Source organism: Aeromonas sp. R5-3 (assembly GCF_040908225.1).
GTDB lineage: Bacteria > Pseudomonadota > Gammaproteobacteria > Enterobacterales > Aeromonadaceae > Aeromonas > Aeromonas dhakensis.
On sequence record NZ_JBFODH010000019.1, the window covers coordinates 289,335 to 309,063 of the forward strand.

The following is a 19,729-nucleotide window of genomic DNA, read 5'->3' on the forward strand; positions in this document are numbered from 1 at the left end:
GTCCTCGTCATACGACAGATACGAGAGAGGGTTAACATGCACGACAACAGCAAGGCAGCGATCAGCAAGGTGCCAGAGATCACCCTGGCGTTCTGGGTCATCAAGATCCTGGCGACCACCCTGGGAGAGACAGGGGGGGACGCCGTTTCCATGTCGATGGAGCTCGGTTATCTGGTGAGCACAGGCATCTTTGCCGTGATCTTCTTCGTCTCGGTCAGCGCGCAGATCGCAACGACCTCCTACAACCCCCTCCTTTACTGGACCACCATCATCGCCACCACCACGGTCGGCACCACACTGGCGGATTTTGCCGATCGCTCGCTCGGGCTGGGCTATGCCGGCGGCTCCACCCTGCTGCTGGCCTTGCTGATGGGATCCTTCCTGCTCTGGTATCGGCTGCAGGGCAGCATCTCCACCGGCAGCATCACCACGCCGCGCACCGAGCTGTTCTATTGGGTGACCATCATGTTCTCCCAGACCCTGGGCACCGCATTGGGGGACTGGACCGCAGACGAGGCCGGCTTTGGCTATGCGGGCAGCACCCTGCTGTTTGGCGGCATGCTGGCCGCCATCGTTGCCGCCTACTACCTGACCCGGGTATCGCGCACCCTGCTGTTCTGGGCCGCCTTCATCCTGACCAGGCCCCTTGGCGCCGTGGTGGGGGATTTTCTGGATAAGCCACTCAGCAAGGGCGGGCTTGAACTGAGCCGTTACTCCGCCTCCTTTGCCCTGCTGGCCGCCATCGCCACCCTGGTGCTGATCTCGACCCTGCGCAACCGGCAACCGGTTCGGGCCGAGCTCGACATCGAGCAATGATGCCGTGACTGCAGGCAACCGTCTGCGGTCACGCTGGCAGACATGATCAGCCAGCCCGGCAGCCTTGTGGCGGCCGGGCTGGCTATGCTCTGGGTGAATCGATGCAAGGCAGGAGAACCCCATGACCACGACAAGCCGCCCCCCCGCTCCCCAACCCGCCGGCCGGATCCCGGGTGGCGTCTGGGTGCTGGGGTTTGTCAGCCTGCTGATGGACATCTCTTCTGAAATGATCCACAGCCTGCTGCCCCTGTTCATGGTGACCGTGCTTGGCAGCAGCGCCCTCACCATCGGGCTCATCGAAGGGATGGCAGAGGCGACGGCCCTGATGGTCAAGGTCTTCTCCGGCACCCTGAGCGACTATCTGGGACGCCGCAAGGGGTTGGCTTTGCTGGGCTACGGGCTGGGAGCGCTGACCAAGCCGCTGTTTGCCATCGCTACCGGCAGCGGGCTGATCCTGACCGCCCGCCTGCTGGACAGAATCGGCAAGGGCATCCGTGGCGCCCCCCGCGATGCACTGGTGGCCGACCTCACTCCGCCGGAGCTGCGCGGCGCCGCCTTCGGCCTGCGCCAGTCCCTCGACACGGTCGGCGCCTTGCTGGGACCGCTGCTGGCGGTGGGGCTGATGCTGCTCTGGCACGATGACTTTCGCGCCATCTTCTGGCTGGCGGTGGTGCCAGGGCTGGCCTCGGTCACCCTGCTCGCCATCGGCCTGCGTGAACCCAAAGCGGCTGGCCACCACGCCCGCAGCAACCCCTTGCGGCGCGACAACCTGCGCCGGCTGGGTAAACCCTATCGCTGGGTGCTGCTCATCGGCGCCCTGTTTACCCTGGCCCGTTTCAGCGAAACCTTTCTGGTGCTGCGCGCCCAGCAAAGCGGCATGGCGCTCGCGCTGGTACCGCTGGTCATGGTAGCGATGAATCTGGTCTATGCCCTCGGCGCCTATCCGTTCGGGCGCCTCTCGGATCAGATGAGTCACCGAACCCTGCTGGTCTGGGGGTTGCTGGTGCTGGTGGCCGCCGATCTGGTGCTGGCGGCCAGCCCCCACTGGGGGTCATTGCTGTTGGGGGTGATGTTGTGGGGCATTCATCTGGGGATGACCCAGGGACTGCTGGCCGCCATGGTGGCCGCCACGGCCCCGGCGGATCTGCGCGGCAGTGCGTTTGGCTTCTTCAACCTCGTCTGCGGCCTCGCCATGTTGCTGGCCAGCCTGCTGGCCGGGCTGCTGTGGGACACTCTGGGCGCCGCCTGCACCTTCTACGCCGGCGCCGCCTGCTGCCTGCTCACCCTGCTGGTGCTCGGCAGATACAAGCAGCCCGACGTCGGCAGCCAGCCATGAGCAGCGCATCCCGCTTGCTGCAGACAGCAAAAAGCCCCGGCAACAAGTTGCCGGGGCTTTTCTCAATACCCAAGAGCCAGCCATCCACTGACGGAACTCACTGCGATGTCGTGATGCTATATATGTGCTATGAGCGTGCTTCGCCCCGTTCCAAGGTCAGAGAAATGGCCCGAGACAAAGCCTCCAACTGACCATCCAGACTGGCATCGATAATTCCCACTTCGGTTTCCAAAATACAGCCGCCCTGATCCAGACGGGCATCGGCAGAGATCTCCAGATAACCGATTTCGGGGAAATCCTTGTGTACCTTGGCGATCTGCTCGCGCACCGCCGCAACCTGTTCAGGGTTTACCCGAACCGTTACCTGTTTCTGGTTGCTCACCAACGAGAGTGCTTCGCGCACTACCTTGAGAGTCAACGCAACTTGGTCATAGTCATGCAGGATCTTGCGCACGGCCTGCAACACGACCTCGCTCATTTGCTGCTCCACAGTGCGATAGTACCCCTGACACTGCAACTGGGTCTGATGGATCAACACGGCTTGCTCACGACGAGCCTGCTCCATGCCGGCTTGCCAGCCAAGTTCGCGCTGCTGCTCATATACGCTGTGCGCCTCCTGCACTATCTCGGCAGCCTGTGCTCTGGCCGCATCAACCAGGGCCTGTGCACTCAAATAGGACTGATAATCCTGACTACGCAAGATACGCTGGCCTGGGGCCAGCTGCAGGTGTTCACTCTTTATTTCAACAAATGGCAGCATTGCGGCGTTACCTGTTTGGCTATTTTGAGACAAAGCGCCCGGGCAAGTGGCACCTGCTCAGTTGCCATATGCCATGTTGGTGCGGGAATCATTGGAGGCAACCGCAACACCAGCCGCTGATACCAGCCGGGCGCTGTCTCTCCCGCTGCTGCCAGCCAGAATTGCAAACCGGTGGCCTCCAGACAGACATCATTCAGCTGTTGTGGCAAGGGTCGCTGCCAACCGGTAGGCCAGGGACCGATCAACAAGTCAAGCTGGGACAACAGGGTTCGGTACCCATCTTCCCCCAACAAATTGATGATATGGCGCAAGGAGGAAGCCAGCAGGCAATGACGAATGGATTCACCGTGCAAGACGGCACCGAGGTATGTCAGCAGGCGGATGAGTTCACTCCGAGGAAAGAGAGCCAATCCACCCAGAGGGGAAGGCAGCTCATAGACAGTATCCAATGCCAGTTCATCCAGCAACGCCTCGTTTACGGCAGGCAGAGTGCGCCACTCCGGCATTGTTTCCTGCACCCAGCGCCAAGACTCGGGAAAATGCCCCTCATCAAGATAGGCTGCCGGGCAAAATCGCAATTGGTAGGGCGTCAGACCAACCGTCATCAACGACTCCGGCTTCGATGCCACATATATTGGGCCAAGTTGGTGGTCACCACCAGCATCAACAAGAGGGCAATCAACCCCGTCAACCGCCACTTCGATGACTCGCTCACCTCGATGGAGAAAATGCTGGTATTGCGCGATACCAGAGGCATTTGGCGAATATCTGCAGAAGGCACCAGCACAACGCTGATCCTGTCATAAGCCAGCCCTTCGATACTGTTATTGACCAGTTGTTTTATCTGCGGAATATAGGTATCCAGCTGGATGTCTGCCGCATGCTTGATAAAAACGGAAGCCGATGCGGGGGAAGGTTTCTTGCTGATCCCTTCATTCCCCTCGGGCAGAACCACATGCACCCTGGCTACCAGTACACCGTCTATTTCGGACAAGGTATGAGAAATCTCCTGGGCCTTTGCGTAGTTCAGGCGTGCCCGCTCCTCAGTCGGGGATGAAATGAGTCCATCTTTGGGAAAGACATCCTGCAAGGTGGAAAAGCTCTCTCGCGGGTAGCCTTTACGCTTGAGTGCCTCTATGGCCTGCGCTACATCAGACTCCTCCACCAGCAATTTGACATGGCCATCCTTGTCCGGCTGCTTGTCCGAGGAGATCCCCTCGGTACGTAGCAACGCCAGCATCTCGTTGCCTTCCTTCTGACTGACCCCGGTATAGAGTTCCACTTTGCAGCCACCGAGCAGCAGTGAGGTGAACACCACCCCCATCAGCATTGATCTCTTCACACTACCTCACTGGGTCTTTAACAGAGTTTCAACGTTCTGGCTCATCTTGCCGACCGTCTTGGCAATCAGTTCTTCCTGCATGGTGATCCGCATCAATGACCACTGCATCTGCATCAGACTGTTGGGATCATCGCCCGGTGTCGATAGCTCGGCACGCAGGCTCTCCTTGGCTTCTACAAATTGCTGCCTGATCTCCCCCAACTCTCCAAGCAAAGAACCACCAATCCCCTGGGATGGGGAACTCATCGCCTGTTCAAAACTGGCAACTTGGGAAGAGGTCGCATCCGTCGTCTTCAACTCATCCAGGCTGGTTACGACCGCCTGGGCTGACTGGGAAATTTCCATCATGCCTCCAGATCAAGTTTGTGCGAGTGTCGCATCAGGTTGTTCACCATGCCGTTAAGCGGGATCAGCGTCATCAATTCACGGCGGGCCAATTCATCGAGATATATCAGGTCAGTTTGATCTCCAGTGGTAACTTTCTTGAGGTCTGCCATTACGTTTAGCAGTACCTTCTCCCGTCGCGACGGCAACGGGTCAAACTCGCGCATCAGAGCCCGCAACTCCGGCAGATCAATCGCGGCCACGACAGGTAGCTGACGACCTGAAAAATGGGCGATCAGCTTGTCTGTCACCGGCTGAAACAGCTGACTGCCAACCAATTTTGCCTGCTCCCCTCCTTGCTGATGAATTTGCCATAGCAGATCCCGCTGAACCGCAGATGACGCACCCTGCAATAGGGATTCCAGTGCAGAGCCCTGTTTCCAGCGTTCAAACAGTGTTGGTTCATCCGTGCGAGCCAGCAGACGTTCAAACCCGAGCTGCACCAGTGGCTTGGAAAACGTCTCGGACTGCCCCTCCCCATAGCCGGGGGGATTGACGCCGCCTTCAATCTTCATGATGCCATCTGCTCACGCAAGCCAGCCGCAAACTGCTGCAAAGCGGGTTGCCCGCTCTCTTCCAGCCTTGTCAGGCGCACGGCCAGCTCATCATGCATATCAAGGCGCCATTCACACAGGGCTAACCAGGGCTCAATATCCGGCGAAGACTGCGTGCGCCCCAGTAACAGAGCCCCCTGATAGTCCCCTTGATTCATCAGGGAGGACAGGCGGATCAAGGTCACGCATTCAGCCATGGATGTTTCATGATCCAGCCAGTCGGCGATGGAAGCCGCCTCCCGATGGCAATGATGCCCTGTGCCCGCCAGAGCCAGTTCTGCCAGAAGCTTCTTGAGTTCAATATTCATCATCAAATCTTCTGCAAAATGCCCTGCATCAGATCCTTCATGGCCCGAGTCACGGTGGAGTTGATGTTGTAGATAACCGACCATTTGTTGATCTTGTGCTGCAGCTCGGCAAGCAACGCAGGGTTGTCCGGGTTGGTTTTCATCGCCTCAATGGCCTTGTTGACCTCAGTATTAGCCGTATTGGCCTGTCCCGAGAGGTTGGTTGCCACCTGGTCGAGGGTGTTACTGTTCTTGTCTGTATAGGTAAAGTAATCAGCCATGGTTGTACTCCTTTATCTTGCCAATGATCTTGAGCCCCGCCTCAATGGCGTCAGCCTCCTGTTGCCACTCTCGATATTGTTGCGGGGTTCCACCGCGCAGCAGTTGCCGTTTCACAGCCCCCAGTGCCTGCACCAGCTGCTCCTGCAGCTCGCGAGCAAAGGTGGGATCAACGCCGGACAGTCGCGCTTCCAAATTGGTCATCATGACGCTCGACTCCTTTTAACTTGACGATATATTGTTGTTTTCCCTTGCTGACCACCACGGCATCCGGACGGATGGCCAGCACGCGAACCCCACCAGCCGTCGCACCACCGACGGGATAACGCTGGTTATCAGCCAGGATCACGTAAGGAACGCGGCCAAACGAGACACTGCGTACCTCAAATTCCAGCTCATCCTGACGTGGCGTCCTGGTCTGATTAATCAGCTCCAGCACAGGATGAGCACCAAACTCCCGCCGAAATTGCTGTTGTACCAATTGAAACTTGACAAGCTGGGTGCCATCCAACTGCCCGGAAGCTTCAAGCCGCCCTTTCGTTTCACTCACGCGCAGCGCACGGGACAGTCCTTGTTCCTGCAACAATCCATCCAGCCGCTCGCGATAAGTACCTGCGATCTGCACCTGATTTTCAATCCCCATCAGCCCGGGGACCTCCTGTCTGAGCAGGGAATCAAGCTTGTTCCAATTTGGATCCTGCGTATCAATCTCGCCGCTCAACCGCAGCCAGCCAGGCTCCTTGCCATTGCGGATCTGCAACTGCTCATAGCCCAACTTCTGCAAGATGAAGCCGGCACCCTGGCGAAGATCCTCCATGGTGCGAACATCCAGCCGATAATTGAAACCACTGCCGTCCAAATACTGTTGCAGTGCCAGTCGAGTGCTGTTCTCATCCACATAACCAGACAGCAGCCACAAACCCAGGACATCACTGCTGAGCGTTACCTGCTGATAAGCCGGTGACACAAGAAAACGCTTCAGGGTTTGCTCCTGACGAACAACGTCATTGTCACTGTTTCCCTGCCACCAGCCATGTCCAAGCAGAACCAGCACTGCGATGACCAGCATCAGACACAATCCCCCCATCCAGAGGTCGGCGCGCCTGGCACGCTTTGGTGGGCGAAGAACAGTCTGAGCCACCAATAGCGGTTCCAACTGCTCTGGCAGTGATAGACTGCCATCACAAAAACTCCAGAGCAGCGGGCCGGCTTCAAGCCGGGTAGCCGCCTTGAGCAAGGCTCCTACCTCCAGCACGTCTCCGTCCTGGGTAGGGACAACCCCTTCAGCCCACTCCTGCAAAGTGATCCCTTCCGAGGTCACCATCAAGGTCAGGTGAACGGGAGCCATTCCCTCATCCACCAAAACCAGATCGGCTTGCAGCGGATCTGCACCGATGACCAGACGCCCCTCTGGCAACGTGACTTCGACCCCCTGATTCAACCCGCGGTATATGCGACATTTCCAGCTCATCGCGCTTCCCCGGCTTGCACACACCACTCCAGAGCCGGTGTGCATTTCTGTTCTTTGCTCATTTCGACCAGGCGCCACCCCTGCTCACGACCCATCTGACAACGAGTCAGAGAAGAGCTCCTGCCCCCCTGGCGCAGCAGTTGCTGTACCTCACGGGCTGCGGCCAAGGGTTGACACTGGGCTCCGCCGAGCACCTTGCCAAGGGAGAGACTCTGATTGGAGATCTCATCGACACCCAGCACCCCGGCGCGCAGATCCTGCCCATGCCCCAACGACAGGTAATGAGCGATGCCATCATCGATCAGCCGGGGCTCGATGATGAATAACCTCACCTGACGGCGTGTCTGGCTCTCCTTGCTGCGAAACAGAGCCCCCAGATAGGGGATATCCCCCAGAAAAGGTACCTTGCTCAGGCTCTCGCTCAATTCGTCACGGTAAATCCCACCGATGAGCAGGCTCTGCCCATGTCCAACCCGAGCAATGGTATCCACAACGGTACGACTGATGGTGGGAATACCATCCAAACCCGAACTGTTGGGTTTTTGACTGCCATCCTCGATGTGCAGGCTCAGGCTCACTTCCGGCCTGTCTCCCAATTGGATCACCCTGGGTGTCATCCTCAACATGGTGCCGTAGGTAATTCCTTTCAGCTCTGCTACCCGTTCTCCGCTGATCTTGACGTAATAGGTTTCACTGTGATCGATCACGGCCTGAGTATTTTCCTGGGTCAGCAAGGTAGGCCGAGACACCACCTGGGCATTTCCTTCATTTTCCAGCAGATTGACCCTGGCCAGCAGATAATCGAGTCCTCTGGAGTCCACCAGACTGCCGAGAGCGGCCCCCCCTTCTATGCCTTTACGGTCCCCCGTGGTCTTGATAATCACCTGTTGGTTGGAACCGGTACGGATCCCCACTCGCCAATCAACCCCCAGCTGGGAGAGATCCTCGGCGTTGATGTCAATAATGGAGAGCGCAACCTCGATACGAGCGGCAGGTTTGTCCAGAGCCGCAATCAGCTTGCCATACATGGCCATCCGCTCCGGCGCATCACGTACCAGCACGGCATTAAGGGAAGGGTCTGCCTGGACAATGGCCTGGCCCGAATGGGTGCCAACCCCTTTTGCGCCTTCGCCATTGACCATCTGTACACCTGCATCGCTGAGCAACCGGGAAAGAATGGTGGCGACACCAGGGGCATCGACATCTTTGTCACGATATTGAATGGCCCGGTCTGTGGCTGACGCGTATTTGAGCGGAAAAATCTCGATGGCAAGTGGTCCAGTCTTTTCGCTGCGCAGTTGGGACTGCTGCTCCAGCGCCATGGCGGTCTGCTCAATCAGTTCGAGGTAACGCGGAGGACCTGAGACATAAACCAGACGATTATCGGCGTCCGGACGCCAACCAAAACGAGGCTCCCAGATACCTGCACGCAACAGAGCCTGCTTCAGCTCCGCGGCACCAGTCTGTGCCAACTTGATGAGCCGGGACTGGACTTCACTGTTCTTGAACACGTACAACACGTTGCCGTCGTAGTACCAGACCAGGTTGTAGAGGGATGCCAGCTGCTGCAAGAATGCCAAGGGTTCCTCATGTTCAAACTGGCCATTCACTTGATCGTTGATCTTGTCGCTCACCACTACGGAAACCTCGTAGTTAGCACCAAAATTGACCAGTACATCCCGCAGACTTTCCCCTTCAGCTACATAGCTGTAAGGCATGGGAAGCCAATCCAGTTCTTGCGCCAGTGCAGGGCGAGACCATGCCATCGCTCCCATACAAAACAACAACAGAGGACGAAGCAGGCGTTGCACGCTCAAGGATGCCATATCATCTGCCTCCATTGGGGGGCCATGGCCGCCTCATTCAGTTGGGGCTCCAGTTTTTCCAGCAGGGTAATGTGCTGGCTCAAATGCACTTCCAGCACATGCTCATCCAACCACTCAAGGGCGAGTCGAGCTTCCAGATGCAGATTGCCCAATTCATCCAGTACCAAAGCCTGGGGTGCATGGCGCGCCCAGGCGACAGCTTGTTGCAGAAGACGCTTCAACAGCGCCGGTTCCAACACTTGGCCTCGCTGCCCGGCGGCACTTGCCAGGGGCGTACTCACCAAGAGTTCATTTGGTCTTGGCAACAGAAAAAGAGGATAACCATCAAGCCGCAGATGGTACTTTCCCTGAACATCGGCAACAAAAGGCCCTTGGCCCAGCTTTTTGGCCAATCGATTGAGTAGAGTTTGCATAGGTCCTCGGGTTATCTAGCGGGCCTGTGGCAGCCAGTAGAAACGATCCTGGGAAAGGGCCAATCCTCTTTCTGCCAGCCACGCATGCAATGGCTCGGCAGCTGTGGACTGAACTGGCAGGGCTTCCAGCAAATGCCAGAATTTGTCCAGCTCCAGCGGGACCGGCATCAATGTCTGTAGCTCGCCCTCTGTTGTGTGCCGTGCATACCACGCAGGCCAAGCCAGATGAAGACGTGTTTCACATTCGGCTTGCAACTGCAGCAGCTCCTGTTCACGCCGAGTCAACTGGGCAAGCTGGGCGTCAATCTTGCTCTCGATACCGGATTGGACATCCACCACCGTCTGCCAGAAAACTGCTTGAGCATTCAATTGACGCCGCATGATTTGCAGTTGCGCCAATTCGGTTGTCCAGCCTGAGTGGAGAGGCTCCTGATGGCAAACCCACCAGCGATGCAGGGGGTAGAGCACCCAGTGCCACAGTAACGGGCGTTCAGCCAGGTTGATAGCATCTCCCAGTTGCTCGACCCAGGAGCCCTCTTCTGCGTTCGCAGCCGAGCGCAGGATCCGTTGCATGTCCTGACGTGACACAGCCATGGCAACCTCCATGCGGCGCTGCAGCCAGACAGATGCAAGCAGACCCTCCAATCGGGCTCTGGGCAACACACGCTGCAGCAGGTTCAGTTGCTGTGCCGTGAGCACACCGGCATCCTGGTAGCAGAGCACGGATTGCTGGCCAACCAGCTGCTCTCGAGAAAGACGCTCTGGCTGGACAACCGTAACCCGACGGCCTGCAAACAAGCCTCGTTTTGGGGAGTGGTGATCTTGCTGACTCATGCTATGCCTTGCTCATCTTGCTGCGGGCAATAATCGAATAGTGTGTTGATATGCGGGCTATTCTATCCATTACTCCCTCTTCCGACTTATAAAAAACGTCAGATTATTTTAGTCCGGCGTTAATCTTTGCCATGTCTGGCGCGGCTTGGCGTACAACCAAACCGGCGCCGATAACTTTGAGTGAAATAGGACTGGCTGGAGAAACCGGCCTCCATCGCAATATCCACTATGCTCATCTCGCTATTGAGCAATAACTGATGAGCATAGAGAATACGGCGCTCGCTGATCCAGGCACGAGGAGAGACACCATAGATAGAGCCGAAAAGCTCCTTGAAGGTGGTCAGTCCCATACCAAACTCTTTGGCAAACTCGCTGAGTTTCCACTCCATCAGGTAGTGCTTTTCCATGAAATGCTGCAAGCGCTCAACCTGTCGATTACTCAGTTGACGCAAGATGGACATCAATTTCGGACCGTGCTCCCCAAATGCCAGCAGAAACAGCAGTTCCTCGGTACGCAATTGGGCAAGGGCTGGTGGATATTCGTGCTCAGTCAGGCCATGCAACCCTTGGATGCATTGAGCCAGTAACGGTGAGGTGCCGAATGGCAATAAACTAGGTGCAATCGTATCTATTCTGGGCACGTCACTCAACAGTGCACCAAAACGTTGCAAAAAACCTTGCAGAAAAGTATTTGAGAGGGGTAACCAAAGCAGGTGACAAGGCGCTTCACCGGTACAGACCGCATAATTGCCACGGCGCACGAACATCAACTCGTTAGCGGATAACTCGTAAGTATCGGTGCAGTCCTGCCAGGTCATAGTTCCATCCAAGAGGATATATATTCCCTCCTGCGAATGCTCAATGACACTAAAAGCAGACATGCACCACTGGAGCCGGGCTATATCGCCCTTCTCTGTGGTTGTAATGCCTTTCATATTGTCGTTTTCCTGAATCTGCGCGTGGTGCCTGTGACTCCTCAGCAAAGACAGGATTTCTGCCGGGCGTCTTAATTATTGGCGTTTTATTTATTCTGTATTGAATTAACTGATTCCAATATAGGCAATTAATTAATCACCTTTGAAATGAGGGGGAGCATCCTACAACAGCTATGCGCAAGAAAACCAGTCATAAATTAGAGCCAATACACTATTGATGTATCATTTTGATGACAAAACTAAAGCTGTCGTTATATATCGATGATAGTTTGTTACAAAAATAAACTTTTCCAATAAGACAGATTGTTGATAAACAATTGATTTGAGCGTCGTTTGTTAGTTCAGCATTTATTGACATTGCGGATAACAAGATCTTGGCCGCAATTCGAAATGATATGTATCCGGATTAAATTCCTTAAAAACTTTTTGTTGATACGCTGCTTGCACAACTGAACTGTCAAGGAAACGCAATCTGGCTCGCAGATATATATTGCCTTCTGCCATTTGCAGCGGTGTCAGACGTAGCTCGAATATCAGTGGCAACATGGTTACTTCGTATTCCGTTGCAGCCACCACCAGAGGACGACCGTCGATAACGCTCAGCGCAGTGACCTCCACTCGGGCAGGCCGAGGGAGTGTTCCAGCCAGATGAACCTCTCCCTTCAATTGCCTCAACGCTGGCTTGACCATCGGCGTCGTGACGCAGCCTGTCAGCAAGCCCAACATCATCAACACCAACACCAGCCATTTTTTCATACGACCCTGATCCTCCGCTCCGACAGTGGCAAATGTTCTCCCTGCTGCAAGCGTTGCAACGCTACTTCCTGAGTTTGATCAAGGTGGATGGAAGCACGCAATTGTACCGCCAACGGTTGAGGATCACTGCCAATCGAAACTATATGCATCTCCCGCCCGGCAAAGTTGCCATCTTGAGATCGTGCGGCACCTTGCGACAGGGCCATCACTTGCTGCTCTTGTATCTTCATGGTTATACCCGAACACCCTGCATCTCATCATGATTCGTCTCAACGTGATGTGATGACCTCAGCAGCTCCTGCCAGAACTCGGCATGTTCAAGCATGCTGGCAAGGCTTGTTTCAAGAGAGGCCAACGTCAGCTGGCTGGCTGACATCTGACGATAGAGCTGTACCATCAGCGACGATTCGTCAAAACCGAAGTGCAAATTGAATTGATACCAATGACGGTTGAAACTGGCCAACTGGCGGAATATACCCTCACCAACCTGATGCAGCTCGGCTACGTTGGCCTGCAAGACCAGCTGATCTCGCTCTGAAACCAGGATCAAGGCTAGTTGCAAGTGATCATCAAAACACAATGCCGCAACACCTTCCTGGTTCAAAACCAGAGATGGCAGGCCGTACTTGGTAGCAAACTCAGCAAGCAGCTGATTGATGATGAGGGGTAGATCCATGATGTCCTCCAGCAGAGAGGAGAGGATGGTAGCCTGCCATTCCACCTCAGGCTGTCACTCAAGGGCGGCTCTTTTATGAAAAATGGCCGGAAAACAAAAAGGCGCCCGAATGGGCGCCCTGACGAACATGGTGTTTATGCAACACCAAAGGCCGCTTTCCAAGCCTGGTTTTGGCTCTGAGCATACTGCTGCATCAGTTGCAGCACGTCTTTCATGAAGTTGACATTGAAGGACATGTTGTCCTCAATCTTCTGCTTCTCGGCCTGACTGATGGTCGCTTTGACCTCGTCTTCCTTGGCCTCTGCCTGGCTCGTACCCTGCGATACCTGCACTGCAGAATTACTCATTTGTCCCACCGACTGGGTCACGGTACCGGCAAGTTGTTGACGGCTATTGTTGGCATCAAACTTCTTGTTCAACGTCAGCAGGGCTGCCTTGTCGTTCTTGATCCTTGTTGTCAGATCCTGGCCAGCATCCCCCATCTCAAGACCCGCCGTCTTCTTGATATCCCCGATCTGCTTCAGCTCCTGCTGTCGCCCGGCAATATTGGCATTCAGCGCCTTGTCCTGTTTGATCGTCTTGGCCGATTTGGCCATGGAGAAGCCTCCCATGACCGCCGATGCAACAGCCATCACACCGGAGACCACGGCAGTGGCAATCATCAACATGGCGCCATGGCGCATCTCATCGACTTGCGCCTGCTGATGACCGATAACCAGTTTGTTCTCGGTATCCCGCTGTACCAGTCCCACTTCACGGGCCTGACGTGCCAGCTTGAAGAGCAGCGACATCATGTCCATCACGCTTTCCAGCTGTTCCGTCATCTGGGTAACGCCCTTGGTATCAAAGGGGACGGAGGGACGCGGCAGCACTGGCAGGCTCTTGTTCTCTGCCGCTCGCTGACCGCCCGAGCCAGCAGCCTCATGGATCGTTTCCGGGTGACGAACCTGTTGGCTCTCGCCGGTGCGCATTTCGGGTAACAGGCTGGTATGGTTTACGCCATTGGCATAATCACTGTTAATCATGAGCAATACTCCTTAGATAGCGGCCGGCCTGCGGGCCAGGTTGTTCATCATGTCACCCTTGGCGTTGAGCATCTGAAAGATCATCTCCATGGTCTGCTGAAACGCCTCGATCATCTGGGCAATCGCCTCTTTGAGTTTGTCGATCACCCCTTGCAGCGCCGTCATCTCTTGGCGGTTCTCCAGTAGATCCGCTTGCTTGAGCAGCAGCTTGGCCTGGTTTGCACTATCAACGGTCTTGGTCACACCATTGCCCACATCGACGATGATATCCGCTGTTTGGGTACCTATCTTGGCCATTTTCGCTGTGGTACTCGCGGCATTCCCTGCTACTTTGGCCGAGATGTCGGCGGCCTTCATATAAACCTTGGCGGAGTTCTGGATAAGCTTGAGGCCCATTTCACTCGCCCCCTTGCCCGCCATCTTGAAGCCCATTTTTACCCCCAGCTTGGCAAGTCCCTTGACCGCTCCCGCGCCAAACGTCACCACCGCCGAGGCAACTGCGAGGATAATTTCCACCGCCATAAGCACAGGTCCCAGCTTCTCCATCACCTCCTTGGAGATAAGACCATCCTCAGCTGCCTGCTGTACCGCCATATTGACGACACCGACCGCACCAGCGGCAATCATCAGTGCACCAGCTGCGGCCCCGACACCGGTCGCCACCATGATGGCCCCGATGATCATGGACGCGATGGCACTGATCCAGCCAAAGATCTTGCTGGCCAGACCCGATTTTTTGGCCTTCTGGGCACTCTCTTCAGCCTCTTTTATCTTCTCCTGGTTCTCGGCGATCTTCTTCTCGTTCTGGGTGCGGGCCCGATCGAGATCGGCGAGTTTGAGCCTGTTCTGGGTCTTCTCCAGATCACTGGTCAACTTGCCCAGCTCAATTTCAAAGGCTTCCGGCGAGGTAAAGGCGGCCGAAACCAATGCGTTGGTGTGCGGCAGGAGCAGGCTGGCATTCTGCTTGACCTGTGCCAGCAATCTGCTGACGTCAGTCAATTGCTGAGACGCGGGTTGACCATTGCTCACTGCCAGGGGGGCGTTCAAAGAAACACCCGGCTTGCGGACCTGCCCACTGGCTGGCGCCGTCGCGGCATCGAGCCGCGTTTCACTGCGAGGCTGAGCAACGGGGGACTGACCCGTCACCTCACCTGTGTTTCCCAGCGAGGAAACGCTTCTTTCATTGCTGATCGGGTTCATCTTGCTGATCCCTTCTGATTGCGATGGCTTCCAACATGACCTTGGCGCTTGCCGCCAGATCGGCCTGCGACGGATCCGCGTCCGCCAGCAGGTGGGCCGAGTAGAAGCCACTCTCGGCCCCGTTCAAATCACCTTGTTGCAGCCGGCACTCGGCGGCATGAAACGGGAAACGGGGATCGTTCAGATCGAGCATGGCGCCAAAGCTGTAGCTCTCGACCGCCGTCTCGAACTCTCCCATCGCCTGCCGGCAAGCACCGAGCCCGAGGAAATAGCGCGGCTCGTAGTGATCCAGCATGCAGAGTGCCTGAAAAATCTTGTGGGCATCCTCCCACTTGCCTGCCTGATACTGACCAAAGGCCAACGCATAAAGCTGCTCCAGGGTGTCGTCGGAAATATCCTGCAGCATGGCCAGGGTGCCACCATCGGCCATAAAGGCTTCCAGCTTTGCTTCATATTCCGGAGTCTGGGTGGTATCGGTCTGCATGTTATCTCCTCAAATGGCGCCAAGAATGTCGCGCATGATGCTGTCGTATTTCTGGATAAAGCGGTTGAGTGCCTCAATGGCGGCGTTATAGCGCGAGCTGACGTCGTTGAGGCGGGTGGTTTTTTCACTGACCTGATCGTTGAGCGGTCGCGAGCGGTCACTCACGCTGGTGGAGAAGTTGCCCAGCTTGTTGTTGTCTTTGTCATAGCTATAGCTGGCTTCAACGTTGCTCATCGCACCACTTTGTTTCTGACCACTCTCAAGAAAATCCTTGGCGGTGACACGCTGCCCGGCCACAACCTGCTCCAAAATTACTTTTTTATTGTCATAGTCAGTCTGAGCTTCAGGTAACTGTGCTCTAGCTCCAAGTGCCTTTAAAGTAGATCCCGAATTAGCCACCGCCTTTAAACGTGCCAATTCGTTTTCAGCATTGGTTAAATCTTGTTGAGCTTTTTTGACCAGATCATTGGTGAGCATTTTTGACAGCAGCTTGAACTCTGGCCCTTTCAGGAAATCAGCCTCAGACCCGTAGCCATAGAGCTTGTAATCCATCAGGTTGAAGTCGGTCTTGAAGGTCTGGTCAGATTTTGCAGAGAGCGCCTTGTTGATCTCCGACTGGATCACCCCATAAATCTTCAGCTCGGCGGTCATCCCCTTGAGCTCGTCACTGAGCACCTTGCGCTTGTTGTCCTGAAACGCCATCACTCCGGTAAAGGTAGTGATGATGTCGTCATCCAGACGATCCATGGTCAACGCGCTGAGAGATAGCAGCATGAATTCAGATACGCTCCACTGTGTCTTCGGCGGCGTCTGATTCTTCCCCCGTTCGATCATGCCTTTGATGGCATCAATTGCCGCCTCTTGGCCTGCCTGGAACTGGCCTGTGGCCCAGCCCCCATGAATGGCGTCAGGGTTGGTCAGATAGGCGGCCAACAACTTCTCAAGCTGTGCCTTGGTCAGCAGTGTCGGTTGGTCGGCGCTGAGGGTGATCTTGCCATCGAGCAAGGTGAGCAATTCGGCCAGTTTGGGATTTTTATTGCCCGGCAACTGGTCGAGCGATTGCCCGTCGAGCCAGCCGACGAACCCGCCGGGGTTGGTGTTGTAATCAGGGATAGTGCTCATCACGACTCCTTAAATCATCAGTCCGCGCATCATGGTAGGGCGACGGCTCTTGCGGGACTCTCCCGGCTGGGATGGAGATAACGCCTGCCGGCGCTGGATCTCCGCCAGCATCTCCTGTTCGGCCACTGCCACCTGTTCGGTCGGTGCATCGAACAGCAGTTGACAGGTCTGCTCTGACAGATCCAGTCCGGCCAGCATCTCCTGCAACAGGGCATGGCGGTGATCATTGTCTGCAATGGCCTGCTCCGCCTGGGCGACGGTTTCGCTATGGTGGGCATAACGCGGTTGTTTCATCTTGGCTCCTATTCTATGAGGCCCTTTTGGGCATGCCTGTCACGCAAGGCCGCCCTTTTGTCGTTTTCGCATATCTCGCAGTGAACAGACGCGCTCGGCCGCCAACATGAACCAGCCCGGCTCGGGTTCGCTGGCGCCGGTCCAGCGCGAGTAGAAGCGGCTGAGTCGTTCGCCGCTCAGGGAGCTGCCGCGAAAGACATCGACGTTGCCGTAGAGAAAATGGCCCGGTCCGAGCACTGCCAGAGTGGCTTCAGCCAGCAGATAGAGGGCGGCGAAGGGGTTGGCCAGCCCGGGCCGCTCACCGTGGCGGCGTACCAACAGTATCCACACCCGCCGGGTTGCGGGATCGACCCGCCAGGCGAGATAGATAGTGCGGTACCAAAAACCGTGACCAAGCTGGACTGGGGTATTGCCGAGATAGTAGGGCGCCACCTCTAGTCCCCTGGCCTGCAACCAGGGGATCAGGGACTCGCAAGTCGGCCGCTCGACACTCACAGGCAGACCCTTCCTAGCGGCTGAATATTGATCTGCTGGGTCAACTCCTGATAGGAGAGCACCGGCAGGGCATGGTAATCCCCCTCAATGAGCTTGCGCACATAGCGGCGTATATCCATGGAGACGATGAGCACCGGCTTGTTCTGCATCTGCGTCAAATCTCCCACCGTATGGCGAACCTGATCGAGAAAGCCTTGAGTAATGGTGGGATCGAGCGCCAAATAACTACCGGCACTGGTCTGGCGAATGCCACCGCGTATCTGCTCTTCCACCTGCTGATCGAGCAGATACGCAGGCAGTATGTTGTTGCCGTTGGCGTACTTGTAGCAGATGTAGCGCTTGAGACTGCTGCGGATGTACTCGGTGAGCTGCACCACATCCTTCTCCTTCTGACCCCACTCCACCATGGCTTCCAGGATGGCGCGCATGTTGCGGATGGAAATGTCCTCCCCCACCAGCCGCTGCAGGATTTCGGTCATGCGCTGCAACGGAATGATCCGCTGAGCCTCCTTCACCAGCTCCCCATAGCTGCCCTCCATCTGCTCCAGCAGATAGCGGGTCTCCTGAATGCCGATGAAGTCCTCGGCATACTCGCGCAATACATGGGAAAGATGCCAGGTCACCACCTGATCGGGGGTCAACGAAGCCAGCCGTGTTTTCTCAAGCCGCGCCTGATGCTCCCTTGCCACCCACAGGGTCGGTTGTCCGGGCAGCAGAGGTGCCCCCTCTTCATAGGGAACCCCCAACAGATCGAGCTGGGAAGCACTCTCCTGCACCAGCAGATGACCCGGCCGCAACAGACCGCGAGCCACCGGGACCTCTTGCAACTGGATCAGGTACTCACCCTGCCCCATGCCTTCATTGAAACGCAGATGAATACCAGGAAAGGGCACCCCGAGATCGAGATACAGCGCCCGCCGCACCCGTACCAGCTCATCGTTGAGCGCGATGGCTTCCAGCTCGGCCTGCAGGGCGGCATCCACATCGATCAGAAGGGGCACCGTCATGGCGAACTCCTCCTTTTCAGCAAGCTTGCCGCGAGGTTTGCTGCCGGCCTTGGGCTTGCTACGGGCAGCGGGCGCCCCGGCCCCCTGCGCCAACACGGCAGGGAGATCCTGGCTGTTGTTGCTCAGCGCCTTGTGCTGGCGCACGCCGATAAAGTAGCCGCCTGCCGTGACCACTGCGGCCAAAGTAAAGAAGGTGATCATGGGGAAACCCGGGATCAACCCGAACAACACCAGCAGTACGCCGCCAATCAGCATAGCCTTGGGCTGGGCCACCACCTGGGCGCCGATATCGGAACCAAGATCGGCGGACTCTTCGGAAGAGACCCTGGTGACGATAATGCCCGCAGTAATGGCGATCAGCAGGGCCGGCACCTGCGACACCATGCCATCCCCCACCGTCAGAATGGAGTAGAGTTGCAGAGCCTCGGCTGCCGCCAGCCCCTTCTGGGTGACCCCTATGGTGACCCCGCCGAGGATGTTGACGAAGATGATGATGAGGCCCGCGATGGCGTCCCCTTTCACGAACTTCATGGCACCATCCATGGAGCCGAACATCTGGCTCTCCTTCTCGATGATGCTGCGCCGTTCCCGCGCCTCATGAACATCGATTACGCCAGCACGCATGTCGCCATCGATACTCATCTGCTTGCCGGGCATGGCATCGAGAGAGAAGCGGGCGCTGACTTCCGCCACCCGCTCCGAGCCCTTGGTGATCACCAGGAACTGCACGATGGTTATGATGAGGAAGATGACGATCCCCACCACCAGATTGCCCCCCACCACGAAGTTGCCGAAGGTGTAGACGATCTGCCCGGCATCGGCCTGCAGCAGGATCATCCGGGTGGTGCTCACCGACAGGGCCAACCGGAACAGGGTGGTGATCAGCAGCACCGCGGGAAAGGCGGAGAATTGCAGCGGCGAATTGATGTAGACCGCCATCATCAGCAGTACTACCGAGATGGTCATGTTGATGGCGATCAGGATATCCAGCGCCACCGGCGGCAGTGGCAATACCATCATGAAGACGATGGCCAGCAGCAGTACCGCCAGCATGATGTCCTTGCGCTCGCCTATCCGGCGCAGCAGCTCAAGAGAGCGTGGGTTCATTCTGCTCTTCCAGTTCGAGATAGTGTTGATAGGCGAAGCGGGCTTCATCCAGTCTTCCTGCCAACTGGCAGGCACGGCTGCGACAGAGCCACAAAGCCCCATCCGCCTCACCTTCAGCCACCAGCTGTTCCACGTGCGCCAGCGCCTCCTCTCCACGGCCCAGCTTGAGCAGTGACACCAGCAGCATGCGTCGTCCGGCCTGATGCGCCGGGTAGAGCTGCAACAGGGCGCCCAGCAGTGTGGTCGCACGATCGGCGTGGCCGTACTGCAGATGCAGCCAACCGGTGAGCAGCAACAGATCCTGCTGCTGTGACGAAAGAATCATG

The 19,729-nt window shown here is 56.7% G+C and carries 26 protein-coding genes; 2 read left to right on the plus strand and 24 right to left on the minus strand.

The genetic code is table 11. The annotated features are described in order from the left end of the window. Window positions 1-36 precede the first annotated feature (36 nt). The gene (locus tag AB5Y95_RS10960) at window positions 37-816 is read left to right on the plus strand and encodes a membrane protein (RefSeq protein WP_043169861.1); all 780 of its coding nucleotides are present in this window, start codon (window positions 37-39) and stop codon (window positions 814-816) included. Window positions 817-937: 121 nt separating this feature from the next. Further along, a complete protein-coding gene (locus tag AB5Y95_RS10965) occupies window positions 938-2,152 on the plus strand; it encodes an MFS transporter (RefSeq protein ID WP_368160997.1) in 1,215 nt (404 codons plus the stop codon). A gap of 127 nt (window positions 2,153-2,279) precedes the next feature. Here the strand turns inward: AB5Y95_RS10965 and AB5Y95_RS10970 are convergent, their stop codons facing one another. The 24 genes from AB5Y95_RS10970 to ascY form a co-directional block, all read right to left on the minus strand. Further along, on the minus strand, window positions 2,280-2,912 hold the full coding sequence (locus AB5Y95_RS10970) for an HrpE/YscL family type III secretion apparatus protein (protein ID WP_042049505.1): 633 nt from the start codon (window positions 2,910-2,912) through the stop codon (window positions 2,280-2,282). Further along, window positions 2,891-3,517: a Yop proteins translocation protein K gene (locus tag AB5Y95_RS10975; protein ID WP_368161000.1), complete on the minus strand. Its 627-nt coding sequence runs from the start codon at window positions 3,515-3,517 to the stop codon at window positions 2,891-2,893. The genes AB5Y95_RS10970 and AB5Y95_RS10975 overlap by 22 nt, the downstream gene beginning before the upstream one ends. Beyond that, entirely contained in the window at window positions 3,517-4,254 is a 738-nt protein-coding gene (sctJ, locus tag AB5Y95_RS10980; RefSeq protein WP_269320737.1) for a type III secretion system inner membrane ring lipoprotein SctJ, read from the minus strand. Before sctJ ends, AB5Y95_RS10975 begins: the two co-directional genes overlap by 1 nt. 6 nt (window positions 4,255-4,260) lie before the next feature. Continuing rightward, window positions 4,261-4,599 (minus strand): type III secretion system inner rod subunit SctI, encoded by a 339-nt coding sequence (sctI, locus tag AB5Y95_RS10985; RefSeq protein ID WP_005347994.1) that lies wholly within the window; start codon window positions 4,597-4,599, stop codon window positions 4,261-4,263. Continuing rightward, entirely contained in the window at window positions 4,599-5,153 is a 555-nt protein-coding gene (locus tag AB5Y95_RS10990) for a YopR family T3SS polymerization control protein (RefSeq protein WP_368161002.1), read from the minus strand. The genes sctI and AB5Y95_RS10990 overlap by 1 nt, the downstream gene beginning before the upstream one ends. Beyond that, entirely contained in the window at window positions 5,150-5,503 is a 354-nt protein-coding gene (locus AB5Y95_RS10995) for a YscG family type III secretion system chaperone (RefSeq protein WP_017786731.1), read from the minus strand. The genes AB5Y95_RS10990 and AB5Y95_RS10995 overlap by 4 nt, the downstream gene beginning before the upstream one ends. Further along, window positions 5,503-5,760, minus strand: a complete 258-nt coding sequence (gene ascF / locus AB5Y95_RS11000) for a type III secretion system needle filament protein AscF (RefSeq protein WP_005302405.1) — start codon at window positions 5,758-5,760, stop codon at window positions 5,503-5,505. Before ascF ends, AB5Y95_RS10995 begins: the two co-directional genes overlap by 1 nt. Then, window positions 5,753-5,965, minus strand: a complete 213-nt coding sequence (locus tag AB5Y95_RS11005) for an EscE/YscE/SsaE family type III secretion system needle protein co-chaperone (protein WP_017786730.1) — start codon at window positions 5,963-5,965, stop codon at window positions 5,753-5,755. The genes ascF and AB5Y95_RS11005 overlap by 8 nt, the downstream gene beginning before the upstream one ends. Then, window positions 5,928-7,229 carry a type III secretion system inner membrane ring subunit SctD gene (gene sctD / locus AB5Y95_RS11010; protein ID WP_139430485.1) on the minus strand — a complete coding sequence of 434 codons (1,302 nt, stop codon included), beginning with the start codon at window positions 7,227-7,229 and terminating at the stop codon, window positions 5,928-5,930. Before sctD ends, AB5Y95_RS11005 begins: the two co-directional genes overlap by 38 nt. Next, window positions 7,226-9,070: a type III secretion system outer membrane ring subunit SctC gene (sctC, locus tag AB5Y95_RS11015; RefSeq protein WP_201989415.1), complete on the minus strand. Its 1,845-nt coding sequence runs from the start codon at window positions 9,068-9,070 to the stop codon at window positions 7,226-7,228. The genes sctD and sctC overlap by 4 nt, the downstream gene beginning before the upstream one ends. Continuing rightward, window positions 9,043-9,468, minus strand: coding sequence for a YscB family type III secretion system chaperone (locus AB5Y95_RS11020; protein ID WP_336289690.1), 426 nt, complete (start codon window positions 9,466-9,468; stop codon window positions 9,043-9,045). The genes sctC and AB5Y95_RS11020 overlap by 28 nt, the downstream gene beginning before the upstream one ends. A gap of 15 nt (window positions 9,469-9,483) precedes the next feature. Continuing rightward, the gene (locus AB5Y95_RS11025) at window positions 9,484-10,302 is read right to left on the minus strand and encodes a T3SS regulon anti-activator ExsD domain-containing protein (protein WP_201989418.1); all 819 of its coding nucleotides are present in this window, start codon (window positions 10,300-10,302) and stop codon (window positions 9,484-9,486) included. A gap of 119 nt (window positions 10,303-10,421) precedes the next feature. Beyond that, window positions 10,422-11,237 carry an AraC family transcriptional regulator gene (locus AB5Y95_RS11030; protein WP_201989420.1) on the minus strand — a complete coding sequence of 272 codons (816 nt, stop codon included), beginning with the start codon at window positions 11,235-11,237 and terminating at the stop codon, window positions 10,422-10,424. A 348-nt stretch (window positions 11,238-11,585) separates the two neighbouring features. After that, entirely contained in the window at window positions 11,586-11,993 is a 408-nt protein-coding gene (locus AB5Y95_RS11035; protein WP_139430480.1) for a YscW family type III secretion system pilotin, read from the minus strand. Further along, a complete protein-coding gene (locus tag AB5Y95_RS11040) occupies window positions 11,990-12,223 on the minus strand; it encodes a T3SS regulon translocated regulator ExsE family protein (protein ID WP_017786723.1) in 234 nt (77 codons plus the stop codon). Before AB5Y95_RS11040 ends, AB5Y95_RS11035 begins: the two co-directional genes overlap by 4 nt. 2 nt (window positions 12,224-12,225) lie before the next feature. Continuing rightward, window positions 12,226-12,669 (minus strand): type III secretion system chaperone, encoded by a 444-nt coding sequence (locus tag AB5Y95_RS11045; RefSeq protein ID WP_005302426.1) that lies wholly within the window; start codon window positions 12,667-12,669, stop codon window positions 12,226-12,228. A 134-nt stretch (window positions 12,670-12,803) separates the two neighbouring features. After that, window positions 12,804-13,694, minus strand: coding sequence for a type III secretion system translocon subunit AopD (gene aopD, locus AB5Y95_RS11050; RefSeq protein WP_368161006.1), 891 nt, complete (start codon window positions 13,692-13,694; stop codon window positions 12,804-12,806). Window positions 13,695-13,706: 12 nt separating this feature from the next. Next, the gene (aopB, locus tag AB5Y95_RS11055; RefSeq protein WP_026141086.1) at window positions 13,707-14,894 is read right to left on the minus strand and encodes a type III secretion system translocon subunit AopB; all 1,188 of its coding nucleotides are present in this window, start codon (window positions 14,892-14,894) and stop codon (window positions 13,707-13,709) included. Next, window positions 14,875-15,378: a SycD/LcrH family type III secretion system chaperone gene (locus AB5Y95_RS11060; RefSeq protein ID WP_017783020.1), complete on the minus strand. Its 504-nt coding sequence runs from the start codon at window positions 15,376-15,378 to the stop codon at window positions 14,875-14,877. The genes aopB and AB5Y95_RS11060 overlap by 20 nt, the downstream gene beginning before the upstream one ends. A 9-nt stretch (window positions 15,379-15,387) precedes the next feature. Next, complete coding sequence (locus AB5Y95_RS11065; RefSeq protein ID WP_368161009.1) at window positions 15,388-16,500, minus strand: virulence-associated V antigen; 1,113 nt, start codon at window positions 16,498-16,500, stop codon at window positions 15,388-15,390. A gap of 9 nt (window positions 16,501-16,509) precedes the next feature. After that, window positions 16,510-16,794, minus strand: coding sequence for a hypothetical protein (locus AB5Y95_RS11070; RefSeq protein WP_005302440.1), 285 nt, complete (start codon window positions 16,792-16,794; stop codon window positions 16,510-16,512). Between the two features lie 39 nt (window positions 16,795-16,833). Next, a complete protein-coding gene (locus AB5Y95_RS11075; RefSeq protein ID WP_368161011.1) occupies window positions 16,834-17,289 on the minus strand; it encodes an LcrR family type III secretion system chaperone in 456 nt (151 codons plus the stop codon). Beyond that, window positions 17,286-19,451, minus strand: a complete 2,166-nt coding sequence (gene ascV, locus AB5Y95_RS11080; protein ID WP_368161013.1) for a SctV family type III secretion system export apparatus subunit AscV — start codon at window positions 19,449-19,451, stop codon at window positions 17,286-17,288. Before ascV ends, AB5Y95_RS11075 begins: the two co-directional genes overlap by 4 nt. Beyond that, the gene (gene ascY / locus AB5Y95_RS11085; RefSeq protein ID WP_005302450.1) at window positions 19,384-19,728 is read right to left on the minus strand and encodes a type III secretion system chaperone AscY; all 345 of its coding nucleotides are present in this window, start codon (window positions 19,726-19,728) and stop codon (window positions 19,384-19,386) included. Before ascY ends, ascV begins: the two co-directional genes overlap by 68 nt. Between the last annotated feature and the right edge of the window lies 1 nt (window position 19,729).

Excerpts from the sequence above, each read along its gene's own strand:
- AB5Y95_RS11070 (WP_005302440.1), bottom strand. The coding sequence starts at position 16,794 with ATGAAACAACCGCGTTATGCCCACCATAGCGAAACCGTCGCCCAGGCG.
- sctD (WP_139430485.1), bottom strand. The coding sequence starts at position 7,229 with ATGAGCTGGAAATGTCGCATATACCGCGGGTTGAATCAGGGGGTCGAA.
- AB5Y95_RS11040 (WP_017786723.1), bottom strand. The coding sequence starts at position 12,223 with ATGAAGATACAAGAGCAGCAAGTGATGGCCCTGTCGCAAGGTGCCGCA.
- AB5Y95_RS11045 (WP_005302426.1), bottom strand. The coding sequence starts at position 12,669 with ATGGATCTACCCCTCATCATCAATCAGCTGCTTGCTGAGTTTGCTACC.
- AB5Y95_RS10960 (WP_043169861.1), top strand. The coding sequence starts at position 37 with ATGCACGACAACAGCAAGGCAGCGATCAGCAAGGTGCCAGAGATCACC.
- aopB (WP_026141086.1), bottom strand. The coding sequence starts at position 14,894 with ATGAACCCGATCAGCAATGAAAGAAGCGTTTCCTCGCTGGGAAACACA.
- AB5Y95_RS10995 (WP_017786731.1), bottom strand. The coding sequence starts at position 5,503 with ATGATGAATATTGAACTCAAGAAGCTTCTGGCAGAACTGGCTCTGGCG.
- AB5Y95_RS11035 (WP_139430480.1), bottom strand. The coding sequence starts at position 11,993 with ATGAAAAAATGGCTGGTGTTGGTGTTGATGATGTTGGGCTTGCTGACA.
- AB5Y95_RS11060 (WP_017783020.1), bottom strand. The coding sequence starts at position 15,378 with ATGCAGACCGATACCACCCAGACTCCGGAATATGAAGCAAAGCTGGAA.
- ascV (WP_368161013.1), bottom strand. The coding sequence starts at position 19,451 with ATGAAGCCCGCTTCGCCTATCAACACTATCTCGAACTGGAAGAGCAGA.
- AB5Y95_RS11005 (WP_017786730.1), bottom strand. The coding sequence starts at position 5,965 with ATGATGACCAATTTGGAAGCGCGACTGTCCGGCGTTGATCCCACCTTT.
- ascF (WP_005302405.1), bottom strand. The coding sequence starts at position 5,760 with ATGGCTGATTACTTTACCTATACAGACAAGAACAGTAACACCCTCGAC.
- aopD (WP_368161006.1), bottom strand. The coding sequence starts at position 13,694 with ATGATTAACAGTGATTATGCCAATGGCGTAAACCATACCAGCCTGTTA.
- AB5Y95_RS11030 (WP_201989420.1), bottom strand. The coding sequence starts at position 11,237 with ATGAAAGGCATTACAACCACAGAGAAGGGCGATATAGCCCGGCTCCAG.
- sctI (WP_005347994.1), bottom strand. The coding sequence starts at position 4,599 with ATGGAAATTTCCCAGTCAGCCCAGGCGGTCGTAACCAGCCTGGATGAG.
- AB5Y95_RS11065 (WP_368161009.1), bottom strand. The coding sequence starts at position 16,500 with ATGAGCACTATCCCTGATTACAACACCAACCCCGGCGGGTTCGTCGGC.
- ascY (WP_005302450.1), bottom strand. The coding sequence starts at position 19,728 with ATGATTCTTTCGTCACAGCAGCAGGATCTGTTGCTGCTCACCGGTTGG.
- sctC (WP_201989415.1), bottom strand. The coding sequence starts at position 9,070 with ATGGAGGCAGATGATATGGCATCCTTGAGCGTGCAACGCCTGCTTCGT.
- AB5Y95_RS10990 (WP_368161002.1), bottom strand. The coding sequence starts at position 5,153 with ATGAAGATTGAAGGCGGCGTCAATCCCCCCGGCTATGGGGAGGGGCAG.
- AB5Y95_RS11020 (WP_336289690.1), bottom strand. The coding sequence starts at position 9,468 with ATGCAAACTCTACTCAATCGATTGGCCAAAAAGCTGGGCCAAGGGCCT.
- AB5Y95_RS10975 (WP_368161000.1), bottom strand. The coding sequence starts at position 3,517 with ATGACGGTTGGTCTGACGCCCTACCAATTGCGATTTTGCCCGGCAGCC.
- AB5Y95_RS10970 (WP_042049505.1), bottom strand. The coding sequence starts at position 2,912 with ATGCTGCCATTTGTTGAAATAAAGAGTGAACACCTGCAGCTGGCCCCA.
- AB5Y95_RS10965 (WP_368160997.1), top strand. The coding sequence starts at position 938 with ATGACCACGACAAGCCGCCCCCCCGCTCCCCAACCCGCCGGCCGGATC.
- AB5Y95_RS11025 (WP_201989418.1), bottom strand. The coding sequence starts at position 10,302 with ATGAGTCAGCAAGATCACCACTCCCCAAAACGAGGCTTGTTTGCAGGC.